This is a genomic window from Sphingomonas flavida (assembly GCF_036663655.1).
In the GTDB taxonomy this organism is placed as follows: domain Bacteria; phylum Pseudomonadota; class Alphaproteobacteria; order Sphingomonadales; family Sphingomonadaceae; genus Sphingomonas.
The window spans coordinates 1-23,752 of record NZ_JAXOJH010000027.1 but is presented as its reverse complement, the minus strand read 5'-3'; the positions used below and the strand labels follow the sequence as shown (position 1 = coordinate 23,752).

The window sequence follows — 23,752 nt, the reverse complement described above, 5'->3', positions numbered from 1 at the left end:
TAGTTGGCTTACCGGGCGTCACCACGTCCCATGTGCGATCGTAGCCACGATAGGTCCGAGTGCCGTCCCCACGATTGCCGGTCCAGTCGATGCGGCAGGTATATTCGTGTTCCTTAGCCAACTCGCTTCACCCCTTGTCGAGCGGAATTGCTCCCGCCGGGCCAATAGCACGGCATTCCCGACCGGGAACGGCGATCGAGACGCTGGGGGCGTTCTCGGAATCGATGGTTTTTCGAGAATGCAGCGGCCATGAAATAGGGGTGCGTCACCTATCGGCTGGCGCAGCATTATGGTGTTGCAAAGGAGCGTTTGCGAATGCGCGTTGAGCCGGTCCACCCCTCTGATCCGACGGCGCTACAGCTACTCAATCAACTTTCGGACACGCTGGCTCGCATAACCGGAGATAGCGGGAGATCGTCATTCGACCCCTCCGATGTAGAGGGGGCTGGCGCCTCGTTTGTACTGGCGTATGACGCACAGGGTAACGCTCTGGGGTGCGGGGCATATCGACCGCTTCAGAAGGGCGTGGCTGAGTTGAAGCGGATGTTCGCCATTCCGACAAGTAAAGGGGTGGGATCGGCTGTTCTCAACGATCTCGAAAGGAGAGCAGAAGCCGATGGCTATCACGAGTTGTGGCTGGAAACACGATTGGTAAACAGCCGCGCCGTTCAGTTCTACGAGAGGAACGGCTACCGGCGCATTCCCAACTTTGGCAAATATGTTGGACGACCTGAGGCGGTCTGCTTCGCGAAGACTTTGGGACAGGAAAGCGTTATGACGGCGTAAAGCGCCAATTGGGCACATCCCATGGCGATGCAATGCCGATCGTCATTCCCAACTGGGAAGGTCGGTCGAGAACGACGGTGCGCTGCGATGTTGGATGACGGTCACAAGGACGAGCTTTCCCAAATCCTGTTCCCAATTGCTTTTCCCAAAATGGTGTCGGATCGACAGGAAAATGGGACGCTCCAACCTGTCGGAAAACACCTGTTTGCAGTCGTCCAACGGCGCCACTAATCAGCCGCTCATTTCCTTGGCGTAGCATAGACAACAATCCCTGCTGGACAGCCAGTATATGCGGTAATGGGCGTGCCTGGATTGCCGATAGACTAAGCGTAGTTTCATGCTCGTTCTATGTTATGCCCCAGACATGGTAGCGATCGCTGCTCGCACTTTGAAAAGCCTCTACCGGAATGGCCATCGCTACGCGAAGGACGGCGTCGTGCTGATGGATATATGCCGACCGGAGGAATTGCCGGTCGCTGATCTGTTCGCCTCGCGCGATCCCGACAAGTCGCGTGCGCTCATGGGGGCGCTCGATGCGATCAACGGTCGCTTTGGTCGCGAGACGGTTCGTCTTGGTGGCACGGGGAAGAAAACGGCCGTGGTCGATGCGTCGACATAATTTGTCGCCACGCTATACGACGCGATTGGACGATATCATGCCGATATTCCTGTGAACCCGGCTTTTGCAACGGGTTGCACCGAAGCCAAGAATTTCGGCGATAACGTTATCGGTTTGCGATTGCGCCGCTCGTTCGGTCGCTTTCGGAAATCATTTCGTACGGCGTTTTGAAAGCCAGTTTGTACGCCACTTTTTTAGCGACGGTTTGGCGTACTTTTTTAGCATCGTTTTTCGGCGTACATATTCATGTTCATATGCGATGGCATATTCGATGTACGTGTTGACGGCACGGTCAATAATACCGGTATTAAATTCTACGCCTAAATTTCAGGTTTATGTTGACGGTCCTTCAACCCAAAGGGTGAGTTCTAGATATTTAGGCACCACGGCTAGCAGCGTAGCAAGGATATACTTGAAAATGCGGTTGACGAGCGCCGGCGCCGGGCATATAGGCCAATTCGACCGCGCAGTAGAGTGCAATCTTCTGCTAGTCCGGTTCAACGGGACAACCCCGCCATGCGTGCAAACATGGCGGGGATCACGGGACTAAGGTCTACCATGGACGGCTCGTGATCGCTCGATCGCGGGCCGTTTTTGCGTTAGCGGCCACCAGATTCATTGTCAATTTAAAACGTAAGATTGGTGCCCAAGGTTTGTAGCACGAAGCCAATGAATAGCAGCACTAGACCCGTAATGCTGTAGCGTATCGACAGTGCTGCCGTGGCATTATCGGCATCGGCTGCATCACCTAAATAGGTCGTAACCTTTGCAAGGTGCGCACCCAAACCGTTAACGCACTCGCTCAGCTCTTGAGCGCGTTCAGACAGTTTTCAACATTGTAGGAAACCGGGTCTTGGGCGTGATAACGCTCGTATGCGCTCTTCGGGGTATAGCGGGCGCTGCGCTTGATCTCCTCGGCCCATGAGGCGATCCCGCCATGTTCGTCTGCCATGCTCTCGATCGCTGATTGGTCGCCTCGCGGCGCAGTCGATGTTGCAGCCGCACGAGATCGAACCCCAACAGGCCCGCACCCAAGGCATCGGCGCATAGGCCCACGGTTGAGACAAGAGCGCTGGACACTACGAATCCTTTTCCATCCTAAGCGCCGGCACACATACCTTTTCGATTAAAATAACTTTCTCATTAATTGTTTTATCGACCTCATTTTCCCCTGCTGTCGGATAACCCTCCCATATTACCCCCTCTATTTTTTCTCTGAACGCTTTGTCGGCGCCGTTTTTATCGTTGTGATTGGCATCAACATACACTTTCACCGTCCAGAATTGATGAAGCAATTTCTCTATAGCCTGTTCTAGCTCTTCACCAAAGAGTGCCCTTGCCATCGGCTGGCATTCTTCCAAGGCAGCCTGATCGCCTTTTGTACGGTTGAGCCGATCATAGTATGCCTGTGCCACGGCAAGGCTCTTACGGTCGGCATCGCTAGCGGCCTTCTGCCACTCCCCGCGTTCTTCGAGGTCTTTTTGCGCCTTATCTGTTTCGTGCGCCCACATCATTGGGCTTCGAACAGCCGAAAGCTGACGCCTCACGCGATAGGTCGCAGTCAGAATTTTCTCGGCTTGATCGCGTTTCCGCTCCGCAATCTTCTGCTGTTTCCATTTATCAAAGGTATTGGCACCTATGATGGCAGCGGCAATGACCGCTATCGCGCCTATCAGAGTGCCGATACCTTGAAGCATTGCACCCGTGGCAGCCCAGTCCGTCACCGTATGACAAATGGCTTTGCTCACGCTCCCCCTCCTTGTATCCGCCCCTCCAATTGCGATGCCTCGGAAAACGCGATTTCATCAGCATTAAGGCGATAGCGATTAAGCATGGGTTGGTGTACGCCTACAAGCCAGGAGATAGTCATGGTCGATATTCCCTTAGATAAGGCGCAAATCGTTTGGACCCTGATGGATGGCAAAGAAGGCCCCCCTTTAAAAGTTGTCGGCGGTCCCATCGAAGATGATGATAATTATCTATCGTCATGGGGAGCGTGCGATGGTCTTTTTCAGGAAGCGAGCGATGAAAAGAAATTGACAATGCTTCTTTCCGAGACCGTGAATTTGACAGTCAATGAGGGAATACCCCCATCAGTTGTTCACGAAGCCCTTATGGTTATACCCGAGTATAGAGCGGCTATGATAGAGGCTGCCGTGATACGCGATCCAGATTACGACTGACGATAGATATCAAATCAGCACCCGCTCGATCTCATCAAGCGTCACCTCGTCGCTGCGCCGGTCATAGAGCTGTGTCGTGCGCGTCGAGGAGTGGTTCGCCATTGCTGCGGCTTTTTCGAGCGTACCGCCATTTCTCAGATAGGCAGTGATGCCCGTCGCACGAAACGAGTGATTGCCGATCGCCGTCTCAATCCCGGCCGCTGCAGCGCGCCGGCGTACCATTTGGAAAGCGCTGTCGGCCGGAAGGCGATCTTCGCTCAATCGCTTCGTCTTGCGGGATATGGTGCGGAACAGGGGGGCTTTTGGGTAGGCAGCCAAACCACACCCGTCGATATAGGCGTGTAGATAGCCCTCAAGTGTGTGGTGGCAGGGCATCTCATGCCGCTTGCCGCCCTTCTCGTGAAGGCGGACCCATAGGCGGCGATCCTGCACATAAACGTCGCTCACGCGCATCTTCATCGCGGCACCAACCCGTGCGAACGAATAGACCATGAGCGCAATAAGCGCCCGGTCACGCAGACCGGCGTCGGTCGATATGTCGATGCTGTCGAGCAGCCTGCGCGCTTCCTTGGGCGTCAGAACTGGCGTCTTGCCGCGGCGCACGCTATGCGCCGGTCCACGCACCGACGCGGCCGGGTTGACCTGGATGATGTGGCCGACAACCAGCCAATCGAACAAGTGACGGATGCCGGCGAGCTTCTGCTTCACCGATGGAGCGGACAGGCTTTCGCCCAGCTCCTCGATCCAACCTGCAACATGGATCGGCTCAATATCGACCAGCGCCCGTACCTGCTTGGCCTCGCACCAAGCAACGAAATCGACCGCAGCCCGCATATAAGCCCTGCGCGTATGTGCGTTTCGGATCGCCGCGGCAAAAAACTCAAGGAAGCGGCGTTGCGCGCCATGATCGGCCGCGGCGACAAGGCTAGGAAGTGTGAGGGCAGGAACGAGGCGGACGAGCCGATGCATGCTCTATATCGTGTATCCCAACGAACGAGCGACATCCCCGTAGTCAGAGTCAGCATAATCAATTTGGGTTGTGCTGGTTGAAAATGATGTATGTTTCGCAGAACCTATGGTCGTAAATTGGGCCGTGATAACTTTACTATCCGCTAGATCGGCGACCTTAACTACAACTCCTTTTCCCTTCGTCATGCTGGTCCAGTCGCCAGACAAATTTTCTTTTAGCCATTCAACTAGAAGGCCATACGGGGTGGGAAGCTTTTGACCCGCCTTGTCAACGACCGGGGCTCCCTTTGGGAGAGACGAACTGACGGCCGTGGTAAAGGCCGACGCAGTAGGGTGGTCGGTTGTAAACGCCTTCCAAGACTGTCTTCCCATGCTCGTCTCCTACATCTGATAAAGGACATTATCAGAGTATGATTAGATGGGCGAGGACTTCGTGGCCGCAAGGCGGAACGATCCTTGGCGATGCGATCCACCAAATTCCGGGACTAAACACTAGGGTATACGAGGATGCCCGTCAGAAGGGGCCGCCACCCTGTGCTACAGGATCGACGCCACGTCCGGTCGTACCCATGTGCCGATAGCTGTCGAGATGTGCCAGCCTGTAGCCGCTGACGATGCCCGGCTCACCAAAGCCACGCGGGAGGTGTTCGATATGGATCATGCCCGTCGCACAGAGCAGTGAAAGCGCCGCCTTCACCTTGTGCCGCTTCACTCCCGACCGTTGCTCGATCTGTTCATAGGTCAGCAGCGCAAAATTCATGTCGCGCGATCGGCGTGAGGCGAACAGGAAATAGAGCTTCATCGCGTCCAGCTCCACGGACTTGCGCTTCTGGAACTCTGAAAAAGCCGCCATCGCACCATTCTGGTATAGTGGGGCGGCCGGGAGCTTTGCCCAATCCGCGTTGGGATTGAATCCGGCCAGTGCATAGGTGCTGCGCCCCTCCGGCTCGCGGATGATGAGCTTCTTTTCATCGAGGATGGACAATCCGGCCGAAACCATCGCCCGGCTCAACGAGGCGCGATCAGTCAATTCGTTGTAGGTCATTCGCGTGATGCCGGTGTCGGTATCCGAATGATGCGCGATGACGGCCAATGCGATCAGGGCGGACTCGTTCGCAGCACCCTTGCCGTGCTTCCACCGAAAATCGCGAAGCCCATTTGCCTCGATCCAGGCATTCGGCAGCTTCACCCAAGGACGCAGGCGTTTCATTTCCCGCGATCCTTGATGACGGTCAGCACAACGTAGAGCGCCATCATCGCCATCGCCAATGCGGTGAGGACGATCAGCGCGTTCACTCGCTCCATCGGCAAATCAGGCAACTCGGTAATGATCTCGGTCACGGCATTCATGGCTCTGGCTCCTCGATTTGAGTCCGAGCCTTTTTTTTGCACGACGCACTAATTATCATTCTAGATACAGTTTCACCAAATTTCCTATTTCGATGTGGTATATGTATCTGTAAAAATTGGATTTTTTACGGATTTTGATGGTTCATCAAAGACCCCAAAACAGTTCATGGACTGATGCCCCTGAACCGAATGCAGGCAAAAAGCCGGGTTTTTAGCCCCCGATCGGCAGCAGCCGCACATCGCCAATAAAGCTCTCCAGCGTCTGGAGGTGAGGGCGAACGTCCTTCGGGAAAGTGTCAACGATGCCTGCCGGCACGACGAGCTGCACGCCGGCATTGGTCATCTCGCGGAACTGCGGTTCCGACACACCCTCCTGCAATGTCAGCAGGTGCTTGTCGGGAATGCGGTCGGCCTCGTTGAGAATTTGCCGCCAACGATCCTTGCACGTCGTCTTGACCGCCAGCATCCGCAGCCGGTCTGCCGGGAAGCTCGCGTCGCGGTAGGCGTCGATCGAGGGGAACAGGAAGTCGGGCCGCTTGCCCGGTTCGGATTCCGGCTGGTGGGCGAAGTGCGTGCCCTCGACCAGCCGCTCTTCCATGAAGATCGCGCGGGTATGCAACTCCAAGGACCGGCCGGACCTGGCCTTGCGGCGCTGGAGGACGGTTTGGGCGCGGGCGATGAAGTCGTCGACCGTCGCAAAACCCGCCTGGATGTGGGGCAACTCGATCGCCTGCTCCACACTGCGGAAAATCTCAAACTCGCAATCCCGGCGACGCATCAACCGCTTGTCGGGATCGAGGCCGGCGTCAGCACGCAGCTCGACCGCCTTGCGGATGATGTCGGCACCGGATGGAAACTTCGTCCGCCATGCCGCGGGAATTTCATCATCGGCCAGCCAGCAGCTCGCCCGCACGGGCGGGGCCTGCAACAGGCCAAGCAATCCGCCCTGCGCCGGTGGCCACAACAGCCACTTGCCCGGTTCGACCGGCCCGACGCGATCCTCGACAAGATCTTCTTCCGTTTCATGCCGGCAGACCCAGACATGGCAATCAGCCACCTCGGCAGGATCGGTCTTGCGAAACGCGAACACGGTCAGGGCACCCGTGCTTTCGGGGTCGAGCAACGCGGACGCCTGCCCGCCAAAGTTGGTCAGCCGCGTCTCGTTACGCCCGTTCTTTGGGTTTCCGTGCAGCTTGTTGTTGTACCAGACCGCCCGGACCTGCTGATGGTCGGGGTGGGAATCCACATAGAGGTCGAGCCACACATCCGGGTTCTTCACCGCTGGCTGATTCAGCATCGGGAAGAAGCCGAACGCCACCTCACGCGGGATATAGGGTCCGGCCTGATTGCTTCCATTGGCCAGTGTGTCGTTGCCCGACAACCGCTTCACATACCAGACGAAGCCCGGTCCGCCGTACTCGTCCAGCCATTCGACAAGATCACCCACCGGCACGCAGCGTTCCCCTGATCTCCCCGTGCCGTTGATCGGAGCGAAGCCAGTCGGCCGCGATCGGCATGACGGCATCGGCCCCGATCCGGCCGGGGCCTTTCATCGAGCATTCCCAGATTTTCAGCACGCGCCATCCGGCACGGTCAAGCGCTGCCTCGACCTCGGCGTCACGTTCCTGGTTGCGGCCGATCTTCTCCCGCCAAAAATCCTGGCGCGTGCCCGGCCAGCGGAACAGCGGGCAGTCGTGCCCGTGCCAGAAACAGCCGTGAACGAAGACCGCGGCACGCCAGCGCGGCAGCACCATATCGGGTTTGCCGGGCAGGCGGCGATCGTGAAGGACGAACCGGAATCCAAGGGCATGAAGGCCGCGCCGCACTACCAGTTCGGGCTTGGTATTCTTCCCCCTGATCCCGGCCATCATGCGGCTGCGGGTGGCCGGATCGACTACATCACCCGGCAAGGGCCATGATCCGCTCCGGCTGCTCCGGCTCCGCATCAGCGCGGTCGACCAGCCAAGGCATCATGTGCGCGGCAACGGCCTTCACCACCGGCACGACGACGGCGTTGCCGAACTGGCGATAGGCCTGGGTATCGGACACGGGGATGATGAAGTCCCGCCCGCCGGGTTCATCGAACCCCATCAAGCGGGCGCACTCGCGCGGGGTCAGACGGCGCGGGTTCTTCCCCTTCTGCTCGACAAGGATTTCCGAGCCGTCCTTGTAGTAGCGCGCCGACAGGGTGCGGGCGACATCGTTCGGCCCCACCAACCCGAACCCGAACCCGTTACCGGCAGCCTTGTGCTTCTCGGCGTAACCTTGAAGGTAGCGCCAGAGGTGATCGGTCAGCGTGTATTTTTCCGACACCGACGCGATGTTGCCGCGGGTGTAGGGGGGGTCCAGTTCCTCGGTGCCATCCTCGGGATGCAGGATCGTGCCGAGGCGCGGCCCGGCGAACGGATCGGGCAATTCCAGATCGGCGAAGGTGAAGGCGTTCGGATCGCGAAATCCTACGATAAAAATGCGCTCGCGCTGCTGGGGTACGAACGCCTTGGAATTGATGACCTTCCAGTGGACCTGATAGCCAAGCTCCTGCGTCAGCGTGCGGTGGATCACCTCGAACGTCCGGCCCTTGTCGTGGTTGACCAGATTCTTGACGTTCTCCAGCAGGAACGCGCGCGGGCGATGATGCTGGATGATCTTCGCCACGTTGAAAAACAGCGTGCCCTGCGTCTCGTCGGCGAAGCCATGCGGCCGGTTCAGGGCGTTCTTCTTCGACACACCCGCGATTGAGAAGGGCTGGCAGGGGAAACCCGCCAGCAGCAGGTCGTGCGCCGGGATGCTCTCCACCGGCACCTTCGTTATGTCGCCGGCTACCTCATGCCCGCAGTCGTAATTGGCGAGATAGGTCGCCTGCGAGTATTTGTCCCATTCGCTGGTGAAGACGCATTCGCCCTCCTCATCAAAGCCGCGACGCAAACCGCCAATGCCGGCGAACAGGTCGATGAAACGAAATGCCTTCGTGCTGGCCGGCGCGACAGCCTGCCGGTGTTCGCGGATCAGCGTGTCCAGCATCCGCACCGCTGCCTTGCGGGGCGGAGCCTCACCGCGTTCCCAGCGATAGACGGTACGACGCGAGAAGCCCGAACTGGCCGCAAAGGCGTCGATGCTGATACCCGCGCTGGTGCGGAGGCGGGAGAAGTCGGAAACGGAAGGACGCACGAGCACCTCTGGGAATATTTGTGCCACTTTGTCGCGGAGATTCCCAATCTGCAAGAACAAAAGGCGAATCGGCACGCTGTCGTGTCGATTACAGTCCAGCCTTGGTTCCTGATTGACGATACCGATGGGCTTTATCCCGTGAGGATTGTCAAAATGTCGCAGATGCTGCCGCTGCCCACTGTCCTGCCTGATAGCGTTGCGGGCGGTAGTCGGCCGCACGTCGCGCGGCCGGGCCGAGGCTTCGGCTGAAGCCGCTGCGACGACCGACGATGTTGCCTTGTGGTGATGCCCGGATTTGCCAGAGGCGGGCGAAGTGCGGGTCCATGCCCTTGAGGATGTATCGCTTGGCACCGACGACACCATAGATGCGACGATGCTTTATCGCTGCCGGGCTGGTGATAGCCCCCGCGGTAGCCGCCACCCATTCGGGCACCAGACGCCAGAACTCGCGGATCAGCCCCTTCGGGACATGAACCAGCCAATGGACCGCGATCTGCCCGCCGGCCGCCTCGAACGCATAGACATAGGCCGGTGCCACGCCTTTCCTGTTTTTGGGATGCCGGCGCAGCCAGCGGGCGAACCAGTCCGACAGGAGGTCGCGAAACGCCGCCGTTGCATCATCTGCCGGGCACTGCGTCTTGGAATAGTTGATGGTGACGAACTGGTTCAGCGGACAGCCGATCCGCTCGGCCAGTCGCGTTGCATGATGGATGTTTGCCGCCGGCTTTCTTCCGATCTGGGCGGTTATGCGCTTGCTGCTGCCTTCCACGATCCTGCCTCTCCAGCGTTCCCTCCCTGTTCCTATCTCAGCCATCTATACTATTGAAGTGCAAGCTGACCCGGAGCCGGCTTGGTTGCCCGGTTCACCCCGCTGGCATGGCATCATCGCAAACATCCCGGGATCGACAGTGCCAGCAGGGCGCACTTGAACTTTAATCGTATGTGTAGCACATGTGATTCACATGTGATGGAGGTTGATATGGCGACGACGAGGGTGACGGTTTTCGATGAGGTCCGCTTGCCGAAAGGCGATGCGGGATGGGTGCTGTGCTTCCAGTGGGGGCGGTACGACTACGGGGAGGGCGAATTTCAACGCGGCTATCGCTTCATCTGGCGGCGACCAGACGGCAGCCTTCAGCCCGCCCGCGGACAGGCGCGCATTCCTACTATCGAGGACATCGAGACGCTGATCGGGATGGCTCGCGCGGCTGGCTGGGGCGATCATGACGGTGACGCTGAAGGGCATGGCGCTACCGCCTGAGGATCGGTGGGGGCATCAATGCCCCCCACATTTCCGTCCGGCTGCACTGCCGGTGCCCCGCGGTTAGCGGCGGTGCGGGAGCATCGCGAAAAAAGATATGGACGCCTTTGCTCCCCCCACAGTACTATTGCTCCGCAGTCAAGGAAATCGCTGAGACTGCATTTTATCAACAAAGCAAAGGATTTTGCTTATGTTTTACACGAGGTACTTAAATGTTTATATCTATCCCTGTTACAATCGCTCTTGGTAGTTTCTCTTACAAGTGGCTACTAGGTAGTTCCCTTTTGATTTTTTTAAAGTGGGGACTTAATCGGATTCCTCGCGGCGTGAAGTAACCGATCAAACATGCCGGGGGCGGGACGCCGCTCCCGGCATGTGATCCACCGCCTTCCCCGGATCACCGCACGTTCCGGCGGGCTTCCACATTCACGATGCAACGCACCGCGCCGCCTGCCTTGTCCGCCCGTTTCTGACAGGCCTCCAGCACCTTGCGATTGGCGGTGACAATCCGGTCGCCCGCCGCGATGTTGGCGAAGGCGTCCGGTGCCGCGGCCCGCATCAGGCGCTGCCCGGCTTCCCATTTCGGCAGGTCTAGCGTGCGTGCGGCCATCCACTCGGGCACCTGCCACCTATCCGGCAGCGCGCGGGCAACGACGCCCGGCACGACCGTCCATAGCAGCGCCCCGCCCAGGCACGCCCCCGCGCCGACTTGCAATAACGTCCGGCGCTGCTCGTCGGCCCGACGGGCGACACCGCCAATCCCGTGCAACGCGGTCGTCGCCCGGTCCATCTTCTCGCCAGCGGACGCAATCATGCGCCGGTCCTCGTCACGGGCATGGGCACCGGCCGCGACGATCCGGTCAGCGACATAGCGCGGCGCGACATTGTCCTCGGCCGCCTTCGCCAAGATGGCGACATTCTGCATGGTGCCGTTAAGCGCTTTCGCCATCCGGCCCAGCGTCTCGCTGTAATCAGGGATTTCTGGCACCTCGGCACGCTCGGCCGCCAGTCGCTCGACCGCACGCCGCAACAGCGCCAGCTCGCCACGCACGCCCTCGAACGCTTCCGCCGCGGCATCCGGTTCGTGATCGTCGTTCATGCCGTTCCCCTTTTCCCGCATGAAAGCACGAACACGATCGTACCCGAAAGCACGAAGCCTATCGGCTCATCCCCCGATCGCGGTCGCGCGGTGGCATGATCGACGCGGACAGCGCGTCGCCGATCGACCGCTCGCGCTCGATCCTGATCTCCAGCTCGGGCGCGCGCCGGCGGAGCGCGGATTCAAGCTGCGGGTCGCGGGCAAGCCCGCCCGCCGCCTTCTCCATGCGCGCCTGCATCCGCTCGGCGCCGGCGCTGTCGCCGCTGCGTTCCAGACCGGCGCGCTGACGCTGCATCACCTGCCAGCCCTCCACGAACCGATCGGCACGCGCATCGGGATCGAGCCGCACGCGCTGTTCCTCGGCCATCGCGCGCACCGCGCCGCCCGTGTTGCCGCCCGCCGCCTGTTCGATCAGCTTCGGATCGCGCGCCAGCGCCGATGCGAGGTCGCGCGCGGCATGGGGACGCACGGCATCCAGTCCCTCGCCGGCCTTCCGCAACGCCGTCTCCTGATGCGGCAATACCGGCAGGCCCTGATCGCGCATCCGGCCTATATCGGCCGCGGCGCGCGCATAGCGTTCGATCGCGCGCGCCTGGTCGGGACGGTCTGCGCCGATCGTCGCCCCGCCGCGCTCGGCCGCCGGAGTCTTCCCGGTCGCGGGCTTCGGCCGGAACCCCGCGAACATGCCCCGCGCCTTATCGCGAACCTTCTCGACGACCTGGCGCGCGAGTTCCGGGAACCGGATCTCGCGCCGATCGGCGAAGGCGCGGGCATGGTCCTGTTCGCTGCGCTCCGGTGAATAGTCGCCTGCCATGTCCTTCGACCGGTCGCGCGACAGCACGCGCGCAAGCCGACCCTGATCGGCGAAGTCGTCGCGACCGTAGTGGAGCTGCACATTATCGCGATGCCGCGTCATACCGACATAGCTGCTGTGCCGGTCCATGCCCGGCGTCGCCAGCACGTGCCCGCGATCGACGGACACGCCTTGCGACTTGCCGAACGTCGCCGCATAGCCGTGATCGACCGCGGCATAATCCTTGAGGTCGAAGGCAACGCTGCGCCCATTGTCCAACCGGACGCCCATACGCCCGTCCTCGATCCGCTCCAGCGTGCCCAACGTGCCGTTCTTCACGCCCAACGACCGCTCGTTGCGCAGGAACATGATCCGGTCGCCGGCCGCGAAATCGCGTTCACCCCGATCGGCCGCCACTGTCCGGTCCTCGCCCAGCTCGCCGCTCGCCCGCACCCGCTCACGCGCCTCCTGGTTGAGTTCGCGCACCTCGGCGTTGGTGTGGGTGAACATGATGCGGGTCTTGTCCGGCTCGGCCTGACGATCCCGGTCCCAACGGTCCACCAGCTCGGCCCGGGCCGCCTCGCGCGTGTCTGCCGCATGGACCATGCCGTGCGCGGCATAGGCGTCCAGCGCCTCGGCCGTCCGGCCGGTAGCGAAGGCCCGCGTCGTCTCCTTCTGCCAGTCCTCGCGCTGCCGGCGTATTTCGGTGATCTCGGCCGCGCCGTGCCGCTCGGTGATCGACCGGAACGCCGCGCCCGCCTCGATCGCCTGCAACTGCTCGGGGTCGCCGACCAGCACGACCTTCGCGCCCGCATCGCGGGCGTGGGACAGCACCCGCTCCATCTGGCGGGTGCCGATCATGCCCGCCTCGTCGACGACCAGCACGTCCTTCGGCCCGAGCTGGTCGCGACCCTGCGCCCAGCCATGCTCCAGGCTGGCGATGGTGCGCGACCGGATGCCCGATCCGCCCTCCAGATTCTCGGCCGCGATTCCCGACAGCGCCGCGCCACGCACCTGATAGCCCTCGCGCTCCCACGCCTCGCGCGCGACGCCCAGCATCGCCGACTTGCCGGTGCCGGCATAGCCGATGACCGACGCCAGGCCGTCCCGCCCGGTGATATGGTCGAAGGCGTCGCGTTGCTCGCCGGACAGGACAAGCCCCCTGCCCTCGGCCGCGCCGATCGCGGCGTCACGCTGCCGATCGCCGACACCATGATCGCCGCGACGCGCCAGCTCGTCGCCGGCGTGCTCCAGTCGCGCCTCGGCCGCGATCATGTCGCGCGACGTGAACCGCTCCTGGTCGCGACCGTCCTTCCCCAGCGCCACCAGCTCGGGGCTGGCGCGCACCGCCGCCATCACCTGGTCGAACTGCTCCTTGCCGTCCGAATGCCGGAACATAAACGTCGCGAGGTCGCGGGTGGTGAAGGTCGATTGCTGTCGCGTGATACCGTCCAGCGCGATGCGCGGATTGCCTACGATCTTCTCGCCGTTCTCACGCGCGATCCGCCGGTGATCGTCGGCGCGCTCGGCATCCTCGCCGCGATCGAGCCGGCGCATTCCTGCGGGGCCGATCTTGTGCTGTGGCTCAAGATCGATGCCCTGATTGGCATAGGACCGATGGTCGATCCGCCCCTCCAGCCCCAGCTCCGCCATTCGCTCGTTGACGTGAGCCGCCCACGCCTCGCGCCATTCCTTCAGCAGTTCCCCGCTGTTCCACTCGCGGTTCTTCTGCCCGAACCCGTCCGGTCCTACATCGCGCATCGACAGCATGACATGCGCGTGCGGCTTCGGGCTGCCGTCCTTCGCCTTGTCCCAATGCACGTTGAGGTCCGCGACCATCCCGCGCTTCACGAATTGCTCTGCGACGAAATCACGGGCGAGCGCGACGCCCTGTTTCTCGTTCATCTCGCGCGGGATTGAAAACTCGACTTCACGGGCAAGCTGCGCGTCCTTGCGCTTCTCGCCGGCCTCCACCTCGTTCCACAGCACGGTGCGGTCGTTCAATCGCTCCAGTGCGCCCTGCGGCAACATCACCTCGGAGTGAATGACGCCGGCCTTGTTCGAGAAATCGTGGTTACGTCCAAGCCGCTGGTCGTGCAGCTCGGACGCGGAGCGATAGGCGGCAGACGCAACGGCGCTGGAACCGTTCGCACGGCTGATGACCTTGGCGCTGAAATGATAGATCGCCATCGCGACTATCATCATACACTTCTGAGCGCACGTCGGCAACGACGTATAAGCGCGCACTCACGATCTGCTGCGCATCTCCCGATTGACTTGGTGGGGCCTATTGATCGCGGTTGCCCTTCCCTGTCGGTTTGATAGATTGATGGATGTTCGACGCGGAAGATGGAGGCCCCATGCGCAAGGTGCGGGATTACGATGCGGAACTGAAAGCGCTGGAGGGCAAGGCACGGGCATTGAAGGCGCGCCGGGTCGAACAGCTCGGGACGCTCGTCACCTCCACCGGGGCCGATGCGCTCGACCTCGAAACGCTGGCCGGCGCGCTGCTCGATGCCGTCGCGGCCAAGGATACTGATACGAGGGAGGCGTGGCGCACGAAGGGTGCCGCCTTCTTTCAGCGGCGCGGGCGCAAAGGTTCACGAAAGGCTGGTGTCGACGTTGACGGCGGAACGCCGCAACCGGGCGCTGATCCTGCGCTTGGAAGCGGCGCAGCGTCGGACTGATACGCGGAGCTGGGTCGTACAACGTCGCGAGCGAACCCGTCACCTGATCGAGCTGGGCGGCCTCGTCCAGAAGGCCGGGCTGGTGGACCTCGCCGACGACGATCGCGCGACCATCTACGGCGCGCTGCTGGAACTGGTCGGACGCGCGCGGGACGACGCTGCCGGCGACACGCTGGCACTCTGGAAGCGACGGGGGAAGCGGGCGTTCGACGCGGAAGCGGAAGCACCGGAGACGACGGCATGAACCGGCCGATGATCGAGCGGATCGTCGTCGGCGTGCTGGTTGCCGGCTTTGCGATCGGCACGATCACGCACACTCTCCACCTCATCAACGTCGGGTGGATCGTGTTCGATGACGCGCCGGTCTGGATGAACGTCTATTGGACTGCATTGACCGCGCTCGATCCGCTCGCCGCGGTGCTGCTGATCTGGCGGCGTCCGGTCGGGCTGGCGCTGGGTGCCGCCATCATCCTGAGCGATGTCGCGATCAACAGCCATGCCCTCTACGGGCTTGGCCTGCCCTTCGGATTCCTGTCGCTCCAGCTCCAGACCCTGTTCTGCGGATTCCTGCTCGGCGCGGCCGGGTTCCTGACAAGGAGACACGTCGATGCCGTTGGACGTTGAGACGGTCAGGGCGGAGGTCCGCGCGCTGGATTATGTGCGCGGCACGCCGGCGGAAGCCGCCGACTGGCGCCGGGCCGATGCGGATGCGCGCCACAACAACGTCATCGAGGGCTTGGAATACTCGGCGGTCGAGGACGCGCTGTTCGACATGCTGCGCGACGAAGCGGTGCCGCCTGATCTGGCCACGCAGATCGTCCTCAAGCTGATGGATCATCCCGACGCCGATCGGAGCCTCGCGATCACGTCTGTCGGAACGGGCTGGTAATGCCGCCCCGCCGGATCGGGCCGCTCTGGGCGCTGCTGATCGCCTTCGTTGTGCTGATGGCGAGCAACGCCTGGCTCAAGGGCATCTTCGGCGTCGGCGAAATCGCGACCGACGTGCCGTTCCTGCTGACGGGCCTCACCCTGTTCGGCATCTGGAAGTTCAACCGCCGCGGCCGCAATCGCAACACCCTGATGGGATCAGCCCGCTTCGGCGACCGGCACGATCTGGCCAAGCTGGAAGGATCGGGCGACCTCATCATCGGCCGGTCGGGTCGGAACAACAGGCTGCTGCGCTACGATGGCGTGGCCCATCTGCTGACGATGGCACCCACCCGGTCGGGCAAGGGCGTCGGCACGATCATCCCCAACCTGCTGCTGCTCGATCGATCGGTGATCTGCATCGACCCCAAAGGCGAGAATGCCCGCGTCACGGCCCGCACGCGGGCCAGCAAGGGCGATGTGTGGTGCCTGGACCCCTTCGGCGTGTCCGGGCGTCCTGCGGCCCGCTATAACCCGCTGGCGTGGCTCGATGCGACCAGCCCGGACCTCGCGGAAGATGCGCAGACAGTCGCCGACGCGCTGGTCCACGATGCGCCGGGGCAGTCGGGCGAGGCGCATTGGAACGAGGAAGCCAAGGCGCTCATCGCCGGCATCATCCTGCACACCGTCGTCCACGAACCCATGTCCAGCGCGACGCTGGCGACGGTGCGCGACAAGCTCACCCGCGATCCCGCCGGCTTCGCCGCGTTGCTCGCCGACATGCAGGCCAGCACCGGCGCGCACGGCCTGATCGCACGCGCCGCCAACCGCCACCTCGGCAAGTCCGATCGCGAGGCTGCGGGCGTGTTGTCCTCCGCCCAGCGCCACACCCACTTTCTCGACAGCCCGCGCATCGTGGACAGCACGTCCGCGTCCGACTTCCGGTTCGCGGACCTCAAGGAGCGACCGGGCACGGTGTTCCTGTGTCTGCCCCCTGATCGGCTCGATACCTATGCCCGCTGGCTGCGGCTACTGGTCAGCCAGGCCGTTACCGACATGGCGCGCTCCCCTGCCCGGCGGGAACGCCCGGTCCTGTTCCTGCTCGACGAGTTCGCCGCGCTCGGCCGCCTAGATCCGGTGGAGCGCGCGATGGGGTTGATGGCGGGTTACGGGATGCAGCTCTGGCCGATCCTCCAGGACATGCACCAGCTCAAGGCGACCTATGGCGAGCGCGCCGGCACCTTCATGTCCAATGCCGGCGTGATCCAGACGTTCGGGGTCAACGATCTTGCCACCGCCGACATGCTGTCGCGCACGATCGGCGACACCACTATCGAATATGAGACGTTCGGCACGTCCGGCCCGGCGAGCATCTTCAGCGACGGCACCCGATCGGAAAGCTCCAGCGGCCATGTCGCCGCGCGCCGGTTGGCGACGCCCGATGAAATCATGCGGATGAATGCCGATGACATCCTGCTGCTGCGGCAGGGCCAGCACCCGCTCGTCGTCGGCAAGATCCGTTATTATGCCGAACGCGAGTTCGCTGGTCTCTACGATCCGGCGTGATCGTACCCACCGGCGAAACCCACGATAGGCTGGGGCATTTCCCCGCCCTGCTCTCTCAACGAGCGTGACGCCGTCAGGCACACACCGCCGGATCCGCTTGGCTTCTCCCGGAAGCCTGCGGCCGTCAGGCCGCTTCTGTGACGGCGATAGCCGGCACGAAACGAAAGCGCATTGCCCAAAGGGCAATTCCGCAACCCCCTTTCCGCCCGTTCACTCCGTCCGTGGGGTTAAGTGATTCTGTTAAATAGGAATCGTTAAAAAGGTTAAGTGCTGAAAAGAAGACAGAAAACCACCTTTCTACAATAGGTTGAGAAGGTGCCCGGTGTGTGATCCCACGTGATTCGGTGTGTGATCCCACGATAGCGTGGTGTGTGATCCCACGACTGCCCGGTGTGTGATCCCACGATGATCGCTTGCCGTTCTGCGGGTCAATTATTGCTTGATCCGCGCGCTCAACGCCTGCTGCCCGCCTCCGCCTCTGATACGGACGGGCCTTGCGGTGTGTGATACCACGATAGTCAGCGTTCTCCGGCGAGCTTGTCCATAAGGTGGTCCACCTCAGCGGCGCGGCGGCGATCGGCATCGAACCTGTTCCGCCGTTCCTGCTCGGCCTCCAACCTAGCTGTCAGCGCAAGTGCCTCCGCTTCTCCCCGAAGCCGGAACAGCACGGCAGGACTGCCATCGGCTGTTGCGGTCATCTGCATCGCATAATCAGGGAGTTGGTCAGCCTCCACCACTTTGCGAAGCATCCGGTTGAACTCTTTGGGTTTGCTGTCGCTGCCGGTCTTGTCGCGCAGCACCTCGACGCGACACGTCCACCCGCCCTTCTGGTTGCCGGCGTGCTTGCGCGCGATACGATACAGGGCGCGTTCCAGCCCGCCGGTCAGCAGGAAATAATCCTGGTGCATGGTGAGCAGCGACCGCTCCCCCATAATTCCCTCATATACCCAATCCGACAGCGTGATGGTCATCCCGCGTGGTTGGTCGGTGTCCGGGTCCACCTCCAGCGTCCATTTGTCGAGCCAGTTGAAACCGGCCTTGGTCCGCCGCTTGGGCGCGCGGATCGACGTCGATATGGAAGTCGTCTGAAGCCGCTGGAGTGCAGCCTGCAACTCCTGATAGGCCCGGCCGCTAGTGTCGCGCTTGATCGCCCGCAACAGATCGTAGGACGTTGTTTTAAGCGTACGGGGAAGGTCGTTGACCCCCTGCTCCCGCATCCGATTGAGCGTGGACGCCGCCCATATCAGGATATCGGCGTCCCAGATCGTCGCCATGCCGTAAGCCGGGATCGCCTCGATCTTCACCCACGTCTCGCCGTCCGGGCTGCTATATTCAATCGGCTTCACCCGCTTGCGCTTCTGAAGTGAGAAAAACGGCCTCTCCATCGTCTCCCGCTGATCCTTCAGCGGGAGGTCGCCCATCAACGGGATGAATAGATCAAACTCGGGATTGGGATTCTGACGCTTGGTCATGCCGCTTCAATCCTGCCGTTCTGCATAGTTGCAGATGTGCACATTATCATGCACGGCCGAATTGCTTGTCGGCATCATACTTGGCGACCAGCTCGCTGATCGCCTCGGCAAGTAGGTCTTGATGACTCCGCCGGGTACGCGCTGCCAATACGCGAAACGCCTCCGCCGTAGGATCGGCCGGATCGAAATACGCGCCGAGGTGATACTTTCCAGGCCGCTTTCCACTCGACCGCGCTGCACTCGATGGCGAGGTCGGCGGAGCCGGCTGATGGTCCGGCTCTGGGTCGCGAGGGGAGGGGGACGCTACTGCCGGCCCCAGCAGGGAAGTCCGTTTCGCCATAATCAAGCCTTCACATTTGCAGGTGTGCAATTCATCACATCATCAAATATGTGTTTCTGCAAGGCTGCAATCTCTAGAGCGGCCTTGCCCTTCGGCTCATGCTCGATGACGCCCAAGCCATAAGGCCATGCCGCCCGGTAGGCGCTGCGCTCCCGCAATACGGCACGCGACACCCGTAAGCCGGTCGCCTCGGCAAGCGTTCTAGCATCGTCCAGCAACGTGGTTGCGGTAGGGGGGGCGGCATTAAGCACGACCACGCCCGTTCGCCCGGTACTGGTGATAAGCTGCGCCGTGCGCTTGATCGCATCGAGGTCGATCAATGACGGACGACAGGGGATGACGACCAGATCGGCACGTTGCGCCGCTGCGGCGGCTTCCGCACCCGCTGCCGGCGGTGTGTCGATGATCGTAAGCCCAAAGCCGTTGGCTTCTGCTGCGTCGATCGCCTGATCGAGGCGGCGCGCGCTGATCGGTTCGACGTGGGGTAATTCGGCTGTCCGTCGCTCGCTCCAAGCAGTCGCGCTCTCCTGCGGATCGAGGTCGAAAAGAGCGGTCTTTATCCCGGCCGCTTCGGCGGCAACCGCCAGATTCACCGCCAGCGTCGTTTTACCGACACCCCCTTTTTGCGCTGCAAGCGTGATAATATGCAAGTGTGCACACCTTCAATAATGCTGTTTTGATGATATGCACAATGGCAGGAACACACAACTGATATCGCGTGTGAGTGCCTGATGGAGGTACATAGAACGGACCCAGATATACGCGAACGACCCCCACTCCATCGCGCGCCGTCGAGCGGCCTAATTGGGGTCGCTGACCGCAAACCTGCGGCATCCGGCTCTAGATTTCTCGCTTCTACTGCGGTCCCACCCAGTCGATCCCATATCGACGGCAGAAGCCGGGAGCGATTGGGGGGATAACGAGGTCTGCGGGAGGTACTCTATCAGCGATCAACCAACCTTGTTGGCGAAGCCGCTGTTCCATGTTGGCCATGTGCTCGATCGGGAAATCCATACAGACGTATGATCGGCCAGTCTGGGGCAAGCCCACGGGTACTAAATCGCATTCCATGATGACGTGTGTCCTGGTCCGCTTGTCAGGTGACAAGCGGAGCAGGATGTAGGAGCGACAGCTATCGGCTGCGAGGGCAGCCATGATCCACATCGTACCTTGCGACTACGACAGCGCAATGACGCGGCCACCCGCCTGCCCGATTGGGAACGGCCCGCGAGACGGCCCGGGCGTTCCCATTGGGATGGTGAAACGAGAATGCCGGCGCACGCTCGCGTATGCTCCCCGCAATTCTTTCGTCACCCGTGTCACAATCCCGCCGGCCAACTTGTCATGCCGTTCGAAGACAGACGAACAAGGTGGCATGATGAGCATCGAAGAAGGGCTTCATAGGGGCGAAGTGGCGCACGGCAGCATATGTGTCGCGATCATCTATCATAGCGGATACGGGCATACGGCGCGGCAGGCTGATGCCGTGGCGGAGGGGGTACGGCAGATTCCCGGAGGCCATACGATCTCGATGACTGTTGAGGAAGCAGGAGGCCGCTGGCCTGATTTGCTGAAAGCGGACGCGATCATCTTCGGCGCGCCGACCTACGTCGGCGGAGGATCGGCAGCGTTCAAAGCCTTTCAGGAGGCCAGCTCGCGCGCGGTGATGGCGTGTGGTTATCTCTGGAAAGACAAGATCGCTGCCGGCTTCACCAACTCCGGTGCGCTCGCCGGCGACAAGCTCTCAACGCTCTTCCAGATGGTTCTTTTCGCGGCCCAGCACGGGATGCACTGGGTCAACCTGGACCTGCCACCGTCAAACAACTCGGCCGCAGGTTCACCGGACGATCTTAACCGGCTCGGGTTCTGGCTGGGTGCTGCTGCTCAATCGAACACGGACGAAGGGCCGGATACTGCCCCGCCTGAAGCCGATCTTGCGACCGCTCGACATCTTGGCAGCCGTGTGGCGATGGTGACCAAACAATTTGTCGCGGGGCGACGCGGAGCCGCCGGATGACGGACCTGTCCGGTTACGATCTACAAGCGCTTCGGCCGCCATTGATACGCTTGGCATATAGGATGCTCGGTTCGATCGTTGATGCAGAAGACGTGGTGCAGGAGGCGTTTGGACGGTGGCTGGCGTCGGATCAAAATGCAGTGCGTGAACCGGCGGCTTTTCTTCGTGTGATCGTCACTCGGCTTTGCCTCAATGTCCTGGCATCGGCGCGCCGTAATCGGGAAACATACATCGGACCGTGGTTGCCCGAACCTGTCTTCGATCCGGATGATGCCGATCCGGTCGACGATATCACCTTGCCGCTGATGATTGCCCTGGAGCGGCTATCTCCCCTCCAACGCGCCGCGTTCCTGCTACATGACATATTCGGCATGGACTTCGTCCAGATCGGGGAGGCGATCGATCGTGACCCGGCGGCATGCCGGCAACTTGCGAGCCGCGCTCGATCGGACCTGCGGCGGGAGCGGCCACGCTTCCCAATCAGCAAAGCGCACGGCGAAACCGTCGCAGCAGCGTTTTACGCTGCGTCTCGCAACGGCGACATGAAAGCGCTGCGCGCCTTGCTCACGCAAGATGTGATCGCGGTCGCGGACGGCGGCGGAAAGGTGCCGGCCTCACCCATACCTCTGGTGGGTATCGACGCGGTGATGGCGCGACATGCCGAAATGGCGGTCCTCTTCAGCCATGAACCATCGCGGTTGCTCAGATATGGTCACATCAGCGGTTTGCCGGGCTTCCTCACGATTGAAGGTGGAGGCGTCCGCCAAACGACGGCGCTGGATATCAGTGGCGATCAGGTTGCGGCGATCTACGTCATTCGCAACCCTGAGAAGCTGTCGCGTGCAACCGCCGACCTCAACTGAACCAGCGCGCCTCATTCCCAAGCGGCTTTCCCAGAAGGATGGCATTTCGAGAAAGTCGCATGGCCTACCAGGTCCGTTTCCCGCGAATTCGACCACAAGATGCGGGAAGCCAGCAATCTTCGACCGTGGCAAAATCACACCAGGTCACGAAGAGGAACGCCATGCATCCTGAAGCCGCTGTGCTGACGCGCGCTTGTCGACACGCAATCGAATATGTCGAAGGGCTGAACAGTCGCCCAGTCGCGACGACGACCAGCCTCGCCGAACTGCGTCGACGCCTGAACGTCGAGCTGGGCGCATCCGGTACGCCGGCGGAAACTGTCATCGACGATCTGGTGGTTGCGACGGCAGGGGGGCAGCTCGGCTCCGCCAGTGGACGCTTCTTTGCTTGGGTGATCGGTGGCGCGCTGCCTTCGGCACTCGCGGCCGACTGGCTCGCGTCCACCTGGGACGTGAACGCGACGATGTATGCCTGCGGTCCCGCCGCGGCCGTTACAGAGGAAATCGCCGGCGAGTGGGTGAAGGACGTGCTCGACCTGCCTCGCGACGCCTCCTTCGCGTTCACCACGGGATGTCAGCTTGCTCATGTGACCTGTCTCGCCGCCGCCCGCCACGCCGTCCTCGCCCGCGTAGGCTGGGATGTGGAGAGGGACGGCTTGATCGGCGCGCCTGCCATCCGCGTGCTGGCGACCGAGCAGCGCCACGGCTCGATCGAACGTGCGCTGCGTCTCCTCGGGCTGGGCACGCGGTCGCTCACCCCGCTGGCGACGGGCGATGACGGCTGCCTTGCCGCTAATGCGCTGGCTGACGCCCTCGCCGCCGGAGATGGCCCGACGATCGTCATCCTCGATGCCGGCGACCTCAATGTCGGCGCGTGCGACCCGTTCGGCGAGCTGATCCCGATCGCGCGGACGGCCAGCGCATGGGTCCATGTCGACGGCGCGTTCGGCCTATGGGCGCGTGCGAGCCGCGAACATCGACACCTTGTCGAAGGCGTAGAGCTTGCCGATAGCTGGGCCACGGACGCCCACAAATGGCTGAATACGCCGCAGGACAACGGCATCGCGATCGTCCGCGACCGCACGGCCCATCGCGCTGCCATGACCCTCACCGCGCATTATCTGGTTCCGGGAGGCGACGCGCGCGACGCGATTGATTGGACGCCCGACTGGACCCGCCGCGCGAGAGGGTACGCCGTCTATGCCGCATTGCGTGAGTTGGGGCGAGATGGGCTGGCGGCGATGATCGACGGCTGCTGTCGCCATGCCGTCGCGCTGGCCCGCGGCATCAGCGCACTGGACGGTGCCGAACTGGTAGCAATGCCGAGCATGAACCAGGGACTGGTGCGGTTCCCCGATCCGCATGGCCGATCCGACGCCGATCATGATCGCTATACCGATGCGGTGATCGCCGCGATCAATGCGGAAGGTACGGCATTCTTCAGCGGCACGCTCTGGCGCGGCCGACGCGCCATGCGGATCAGCGTAGTGAACTGGCGCACGTCGGATGCCGATGTGCGGATGACGGTGCAGGCGGTCGGCCGTGTGTTGGCGCAGATGAACCCGGCGATTTAAGCGCGGCGATTTTCCCACGAGGATGGTCGATCGGGAAAGGCGGCGTCAGCCCAGCGCGATTTTGAACGTCGGCACGTATGTAACCGGAAAGTTCACCGAGCGGGCAATGAAGCAGTAGCGGTGAACCTCGTGGTGGAT

At 61.9% G+C, this 23,752-nt stretch carries 27 protein-coding genes; 13 read left to right on the top strand and 14 right to left on the bottom strand.

Annotated elements, in window-relative coordinates:
* The first annotated feature begins 315 nt into the window (after positions 1–315).
* From U1703_RS18030 to U1703_RS19005, 3 genes are all read left to right on the top strand, one after another.
* The gene (locus U1703_RS18030) at positions 316–786 is read left to right on the top strand and encodes a GNAT family N-acetyltransferase (protein WP_332786833.1); all 471 of its coding nucleotides are present in this window, start codon (positions 316–318) and stop codon (positions 784–786) included.
* Positions 787–1,150: 364 nt separating this feature from the next.
* Complete coding sequence (locus tag U1703_RS18025; RefSeq protein WP_443025845.1) at positions 1,151–1,405, top strand: DUF4113 domain-containing protein; 255 nt, start codon at positions 1,151–1,153, stop codon at positions 1,403–1,405.
* Positions 1,392–1,460 carry a DUF4113 domain-containing protein gene (locus U1703_RS19005; protein ID WP_443025846.1) on the top strand — a complete coding sequence of 23 codons (69 nt, stop codon included), beginning with the start codon at positions 1,392–1,394 and terminating at the stop codon, positions 1,458–1,460. The genes U1703_RS18025 and U1703_RS19005 overlap by 14 nt, the downstream gene beginning before the upstream one ends.
* 747 nt (positions 1,461–2,207) lie before the next feature.
* Here the strand turns inward: U1703_RS19005 and U1703_RS18020 are convergent.
* Together U1703_RS18020 and U1703_RS18015 are read right to left on the bottom strand one after the other, a co-directional pair.
* Positions 2,208–2,357: a hypothetical protein gene (locus U1703_RS18020; RefSeq protein ID WP_332786832.1), complete on the bottom strand. Its 150-nt coding sequence runs from the start codon at positions 2,355–2,357 to the stop codon at positions 2,208–2,210.
* A gap of 127 nt (positions 2,358–2,484) precedes the next feature.
* Positions 2,485–3,153, bottom strand: coding sequence for a hypothetical protein (locus tag U1703_RS18015; RefSeq protein WP_332786831.1), 669 nt, complete (start codon positions 3,151–3,153; stop codon positions 2,485–2,487).
* Positions 3,154–3,273: 120 nt separating this feature from the next.
* Here U1703_RS18015 and U1703_RS18010 point away from each other — a divergent pair, with 120 nt between their 5' ends.
* Complete coding sequence (locus U1703_RS18010; protein ID WP_332786830.1) at positions 3,274–3,588, top strand: hypothetical protein; 315 nt, start codon at positions 3,274–3,276, stop codon at positions 3,586–3,588.
* 9 nt (positions 3,589–3,597) lie between these two features.
* Here the strand turns inward: U1703_RS18010 and U1703_RS18005 are convergent, their stop codons facing one another.
* The 7 genes from U1703_RS18005 to U1703_RS17975 all read right to left on the bottom strand — a co-directional run bounded on the left by U1703_RS18005 (position 3,598) and on the right by U1703_RS17975 (position 9,844).
* A complete protein-coding gene (locus U1703_RS18005; protein ID WP_332786829.1) occupies positions 3,598–4,557 on the bottom strand; it encodes a tyrosine-type recombinase/integrase in 960 nt (319 codons plus the stop codon).
* A 514-nt stretch (positions 4,558–5,071) separates the two neighbouring features.
* Positions 5,072–5,767, bottom strand: coding sequence for a hypothetical protein (locus U1703_RS18000; RefSeq protein WP_332786828.1), 696 nt, complete (start codon positions 5,765–5,767; stop codon positions 5,072–5,074).
* Positions 5,764–5,907, bottom strand: a complete 144-nt coding sequence (locus U1703_RS17995; protein WP_332786827.1) for a hypothetical protein — start codon at positions 5,905–5,907, stop codon at positions 5,764–5,766. The genes U1703_RS18000 and U1703_RS17995 overlap by 4 nt, the downstream gene beginning before the upstream one ends.
* Positions 5,908–6,118: 211 nt before the next feature.
* Entirely contained in the window at positions 6,119–7,360 is a 1,242-nt protein-coding gene (locus U1703_RS17990; RefSeq protein ID WP_332786826.1) for a type II restriction endonuclease, read from the bottom strand.
* Entirely contained in the window at positions 7,347–7,817 is a 471-nt protein-coding gene (locus U1703_RS17985; protein WP_332786825.1) for a very short patch repair endonuclease, read from the bottom strand. The genes U1703_RS17990 and U1703_RS17985 overlap by 14 nt, the downstream gene beginning before the upstream one ends.
* Positions 7,807–9,294 (bottom strand): DNA (cytosine-5-)-methyltransferase, encoded by a 1,488-nt coding sequence (gene dcm / locus U1703_RS17980; RefSeq protein WP_332786824.1) that lies wholly within the window; start codon positions 9,292–9,294, stop codon positions 7,807–7,809. Before dcm ends, U1703_RS17985 begins: the two co-directional genes overlap by 11 nt.
* Positions 9,224–9,844 carry a hypothetical protein gene (locus U1703_RS17975; protein ID WP_332786823.1) on the bottom strand — a complete coding sequence of 207 codons (621 nt, stop codon included), beginning with the start codon at positions 9,842–9,844 and terminating at the stop codon, positions 9,224–9,226. Before U1703_RS17975 ends, dcm begins: the two co-directional genes overlap by 71 nt.
* A gap of 225 nt (positions 9,845–10,069) precedes the next feature.
* Here U1703_RS17975 and U1703_RS17970 point away from each other — a divergent pair, with 225 nt between their 5' ends.
* The gene (locus U1703_RS17970; protein WP_332786822.1) at positions 10,070–10,336 is read left to right on the top strand and encodes a hypothetical protein; all 267 of its coding nucleotides are present in this window, start codon (positions 10,070–10,072) and stop codon (positions 10,334–10,336) included.
* Between the two features lie 397 nt (positions 10,337–10,733).
* Here the strand turns inward: U1703_RS17970 and U1703_RS17965 are convergent, their stop codons facing one another.
* Entirely contained in the window at positions 10,734–11,435 is a 702-nt protein-coding gene (locus U1703_RS17965; RefSeq protein ID WP_332786821.1) for a DUF6118 family protein, read from the bottom strand.
* Positions 11,436–11,493: 58 nt separating this feature from the next.
* Positions 11,494–14,418 (bottom strand): Ti-type conjugative transfer relaxase TraA, encoded by a 2,925-nt coding sequence (gene traA / locus U1703_RS17960; RefSeq protein WP_332786836.1) that lies wholly within the window; start codon positions 14,416–14,418, stop codon positions 11,494–11,496.
* Positions 14,419–14,588: 170 nt separating this feature from the next.
* On the opposite strand from traA, the gene U1703_RS17955 reads away from it, so the two are divergent.
* Genes U1703_RS17955 through U1703_RS17935 form a run of 5 tightly spaced genes read left to right on the top strand, consistent with a single transcriptional unit; the run spans position 14,589 to position 17,348 of the window.
* A complete protein-coding gene (locus U1703_RS17955; RefSeq protein WP_332786835.1) occupies positions 14,589–14,915 on the top strand; it encodes a conjugal transfer protein TraD in 327 nt (108 codons plus the stop codon).
* A complete protein-coding gene (locus tag U1703_RS17950; RefSeq protein ID WP_332786834.1) occupies positions 14,890–15,159 on the top strand; it encodes a conjugal transfer protein TraD in 270 nt (89 codons plus the stop codon). Before U1703_RS17955 ends, U1703_RS17950 begins: the two co-directional genes overlap by 26 nt.
* On the top strand, positions 15,156–15,539 hold the full coding sequence (locus U1703_RS17945) for a hypothetical protein (protein WP_332786820.1): 384 nt from the start codon (positions 15,156–15,158) through the stop codon (positions 15,537–15,539). The genes U1703_RS17950 and U1703_RS17945 overlap by 4 nt, the downstream gene beginning before the upstream one ends.
* Positions 15,523–15,804 (top strand): hypothetical protein, encoded by a 282-nt coding sequence (locus U1703_RS17940; protein WP_332786819.1) that lies wholly within the window; start codon positions 15,523–15,525, stop codon positions 15,802–15,804. The genes U1703_RS17945 and U1703_RS17940 overlap by 17 nt, the downstream gene beginning before the upstream one ends.
* On the top strand, positions 15,804–17,348 hold the full coding sequence (locus U1703_RS17935) for a type IV secretory system conjugative DNA transfer family protein (RefSeq protein ID WP_332786818.1): 1,545 nt from the start codon (positions 15,804–15,806) through the stop codon (positions 17,346–17,348). Before U1703_RS17940 ends, U1703_RS17935 begins: the two co-directional genes overlap by 1 nt.
* 518 nt (positions 17,349–17,866) lie before the next feature.
* On the opposite strand, the gene U1703_RS17930 is transcribed toward U1703_RS17935, so the two are convergent.
* Genes U1703_RS17930 through U1703_RS17925 form a run of 3 tightly spaced genes read right to left on the bottom strand, consistent with a single transcriptional unit; the run spans position 17,867 to position 19,810 of the window.
* Positions 17,867–18,820, bottom strand: a complete 954-nt coding sequence (locus U1703_RS17930) for a replication initiator protein A (RefSeq protein WP_332786817.1) — start codon at positions 18,818–18,820, stop codon at positions 17,867–17,869.
* A 46-nt stretch (positions 18,821–18,866) separates the two neighbouring features.
* On the bottom strand, positions 18,867–19,160 hold the full coding sequence (locus tag U1703_RS19000; protein WP_443024909.1) for a ribbon-helix-helix domain-containing protein: 294 nt from the start codon (positions 19,158–19,160) through the stop codon (positions 18,867–18,869).
* Between the two features lie 2 nt (positions 19,161–19,162).
* Positions 19,163–19,810 (bottom strand): AAA family ATPase, encoded by a 648-nt coding sequence (locus U1703_RS17925; protein ID WP_332786816.1) that lies wholly within the window; start codon positions 19,808–19,810, stop codon positions 19,163–19,165.
* Positions 19,811–20,535: 725 nt separating this feature from the next.
* Here U1703_RS17925 and U1703_RS17920 point away from each other — a divergent pair.
* The 3 genes from U1703_RS17920 to U1703_RS17910 are packed head-to-tail and all read left to right on the top strand — an operon-like array spanning position 20,536 to position 23,614.
* Complete coding sequence (locus U1703_RS17920; RefSeq protein ID WP_332786815.1) at positions 20,536–21,177, top strand: flavodoxin family protein; 642 nt, start codon at positions 20,536–20,538, stop codon at positions 21,175–21,177.
* Positions 21,174–22,040, top strand: a complete 867-nt coding sequence (gene sigJ, locus U1703_RS17915) for an RNA polymerase sigma factor SigJ (RefSeq protein WP_332786814.1) — start codon at positions 21,174–21,176, stop codon at positions 22,038–22,040. Before U1703_RS17920 ends, sigJ begins: the two co-directional genes overlap by 4 nt.
* Before the next feature lie 59 nt (positions 22,041–22,099).
* Positions 22,100–23,614 carry a pyridoxal phosphate-dependent decarboxylase family protein gene (locus tag U1703_RS17910; RefSeq protein ID WP_332786813.1) on the top strand — a complete coding sequence of 505 codons (1,515 nt, stop codon included), beginning with the start codon at positions 22,100–22,102 and terminating at the stop codon, positions 23,612–23,614.
* Positions 23,615–23,752 lie beyond the last annotated feature (138 nt).

Excerpts from the sequence above, each read along its gene's own strand:
- U1703_RS18020 (WP_332786832.1), bottom strand. The coding sequence starts at position 2,357 with ATGGCAGACGAACATGGCGGGATCGCCTCATGGGCCGAGGAGATCAAG.
- U1703_RS18010 (WP_332786830.1), top strand. The coding sequence starts at position 3,274 with ATGGTCGATATTCCCTTAGATAAGGCGCAAATCGTTTGGACCCTGATG.
- U1703_RS17965 (WP_332786821.1), bottom strand. The coding sequence starts at position 11,435 with ATGAACGACGATCACGAACCGGATGCCGCGGCGGAAGCGTTCGAGGGC.
- U1703_RS19000 (WP_443024909.1), bottom strand. The coding sequence starts at position 19,160 with ATGGCGAAACGGACTTCCCTGCTGGGGCCGGCAGTAGCGTCCCCCTCC.
- sigJ (WP_332786814.1), top strand. The coding sequence starts at position 21,174 with ATGACGGACCTGTCCGGTTACGATCTACAAGCGCTTCGGCCGCCATTG.
- U1703_RS18030 (WP_332786833.1), top strand. The coding sequence starts at position 316 with ATGCGCGTTGAGCCGGTCCACCCCTCTGATCCGACGGCGCTACAGCTA.
- U1703_RS17920 (WP_332786815.1), top strand. The coding sequence starts at position 20,536 with ATGATGAGCATCGAAGAAGGGCTTCATAGGGGCGAAGTGGCGCACGGC.
- U1703_RS17995 (WP_332786827.1), bottom strand. The coding sequence starts at position 5,907 with ATGAATGCCGTGACCGAGATCATTACCGAGTTGCCTGATTTGCCGATG.
- U1703_RS18000 (WP_332786828.1), bottom strand. The coding sequence starts at position 5,767 with ATGAAACGCCTGCGTCCTTGGGTGAAGCTGCCGAATGCCTGGATCGAG.
- U1703_RS17910 (WP_332786813.1), top strand. The coding sequence starts at position 22,100 with ATGGCCTACCAGGTCCGTTTCCCGCGAATTCGACCACAAGATGCGGGA.
- U1703_RS17930 (WP_332786817.1), bottom strand. The coding sequence starts at position 18,820 with ATGACCAAGCGTCAGAATCCCAATCCCGAGTTTGATCTATTCATCCCG.
- U1703_RS18005 (WP_332786829.1), bottom strand. The coding sequence starts at position 4,557 with ATGCATCGGCTCGTCCGCCTCGTTCCTGCCCTCACACTTCCTAGCCTT.
- U1703_RS18025 (WP_443025845.1), top strand. The coding sequence starts at position 1,151 with ATGGTAGCGATCGCTGCTCGCACTTTGAAAAGCCTCTACCGGAATGGC.
- traA (WP_332786836.1), bottom strand. The coding sequence starts at position 14,418 with ATGGCGATCTATCATTTCAGCGCCAAGGTCATCAGCCGTGCGAACGGT.
- U1703_RS17945 (WP_332786820.1), top strand. The coding sequence starts at position 15,156 with ATGAACCGGCCGATGATCGAGCGGATCGTCGTCGGCGTGCTGGTTGCC.
- U1703_RS17955 (WP_332786835.1), top strand. The coding sequence starts at position 14,589 with ATGCGCAAGGTGCGGGATTACGATGCGGAACTGAAAGCGCTGGAGGGC.
- U1703_RS17940 (WP_332786819.1), top strand. The coding sequence starts at position 15,523 with ATGCCGTTGGACGTTGAGACGGTCAGGGCGGAGGTCCGCGCGCTGGAT.
- U1703_RS17935 (WP_332786818.1), top strand. The coding sequence starts at position 15,804 with ATGCCGCCCCGCCGGATCGGGCCGCTCTGGGCGCTGCTGATCGCCTTC.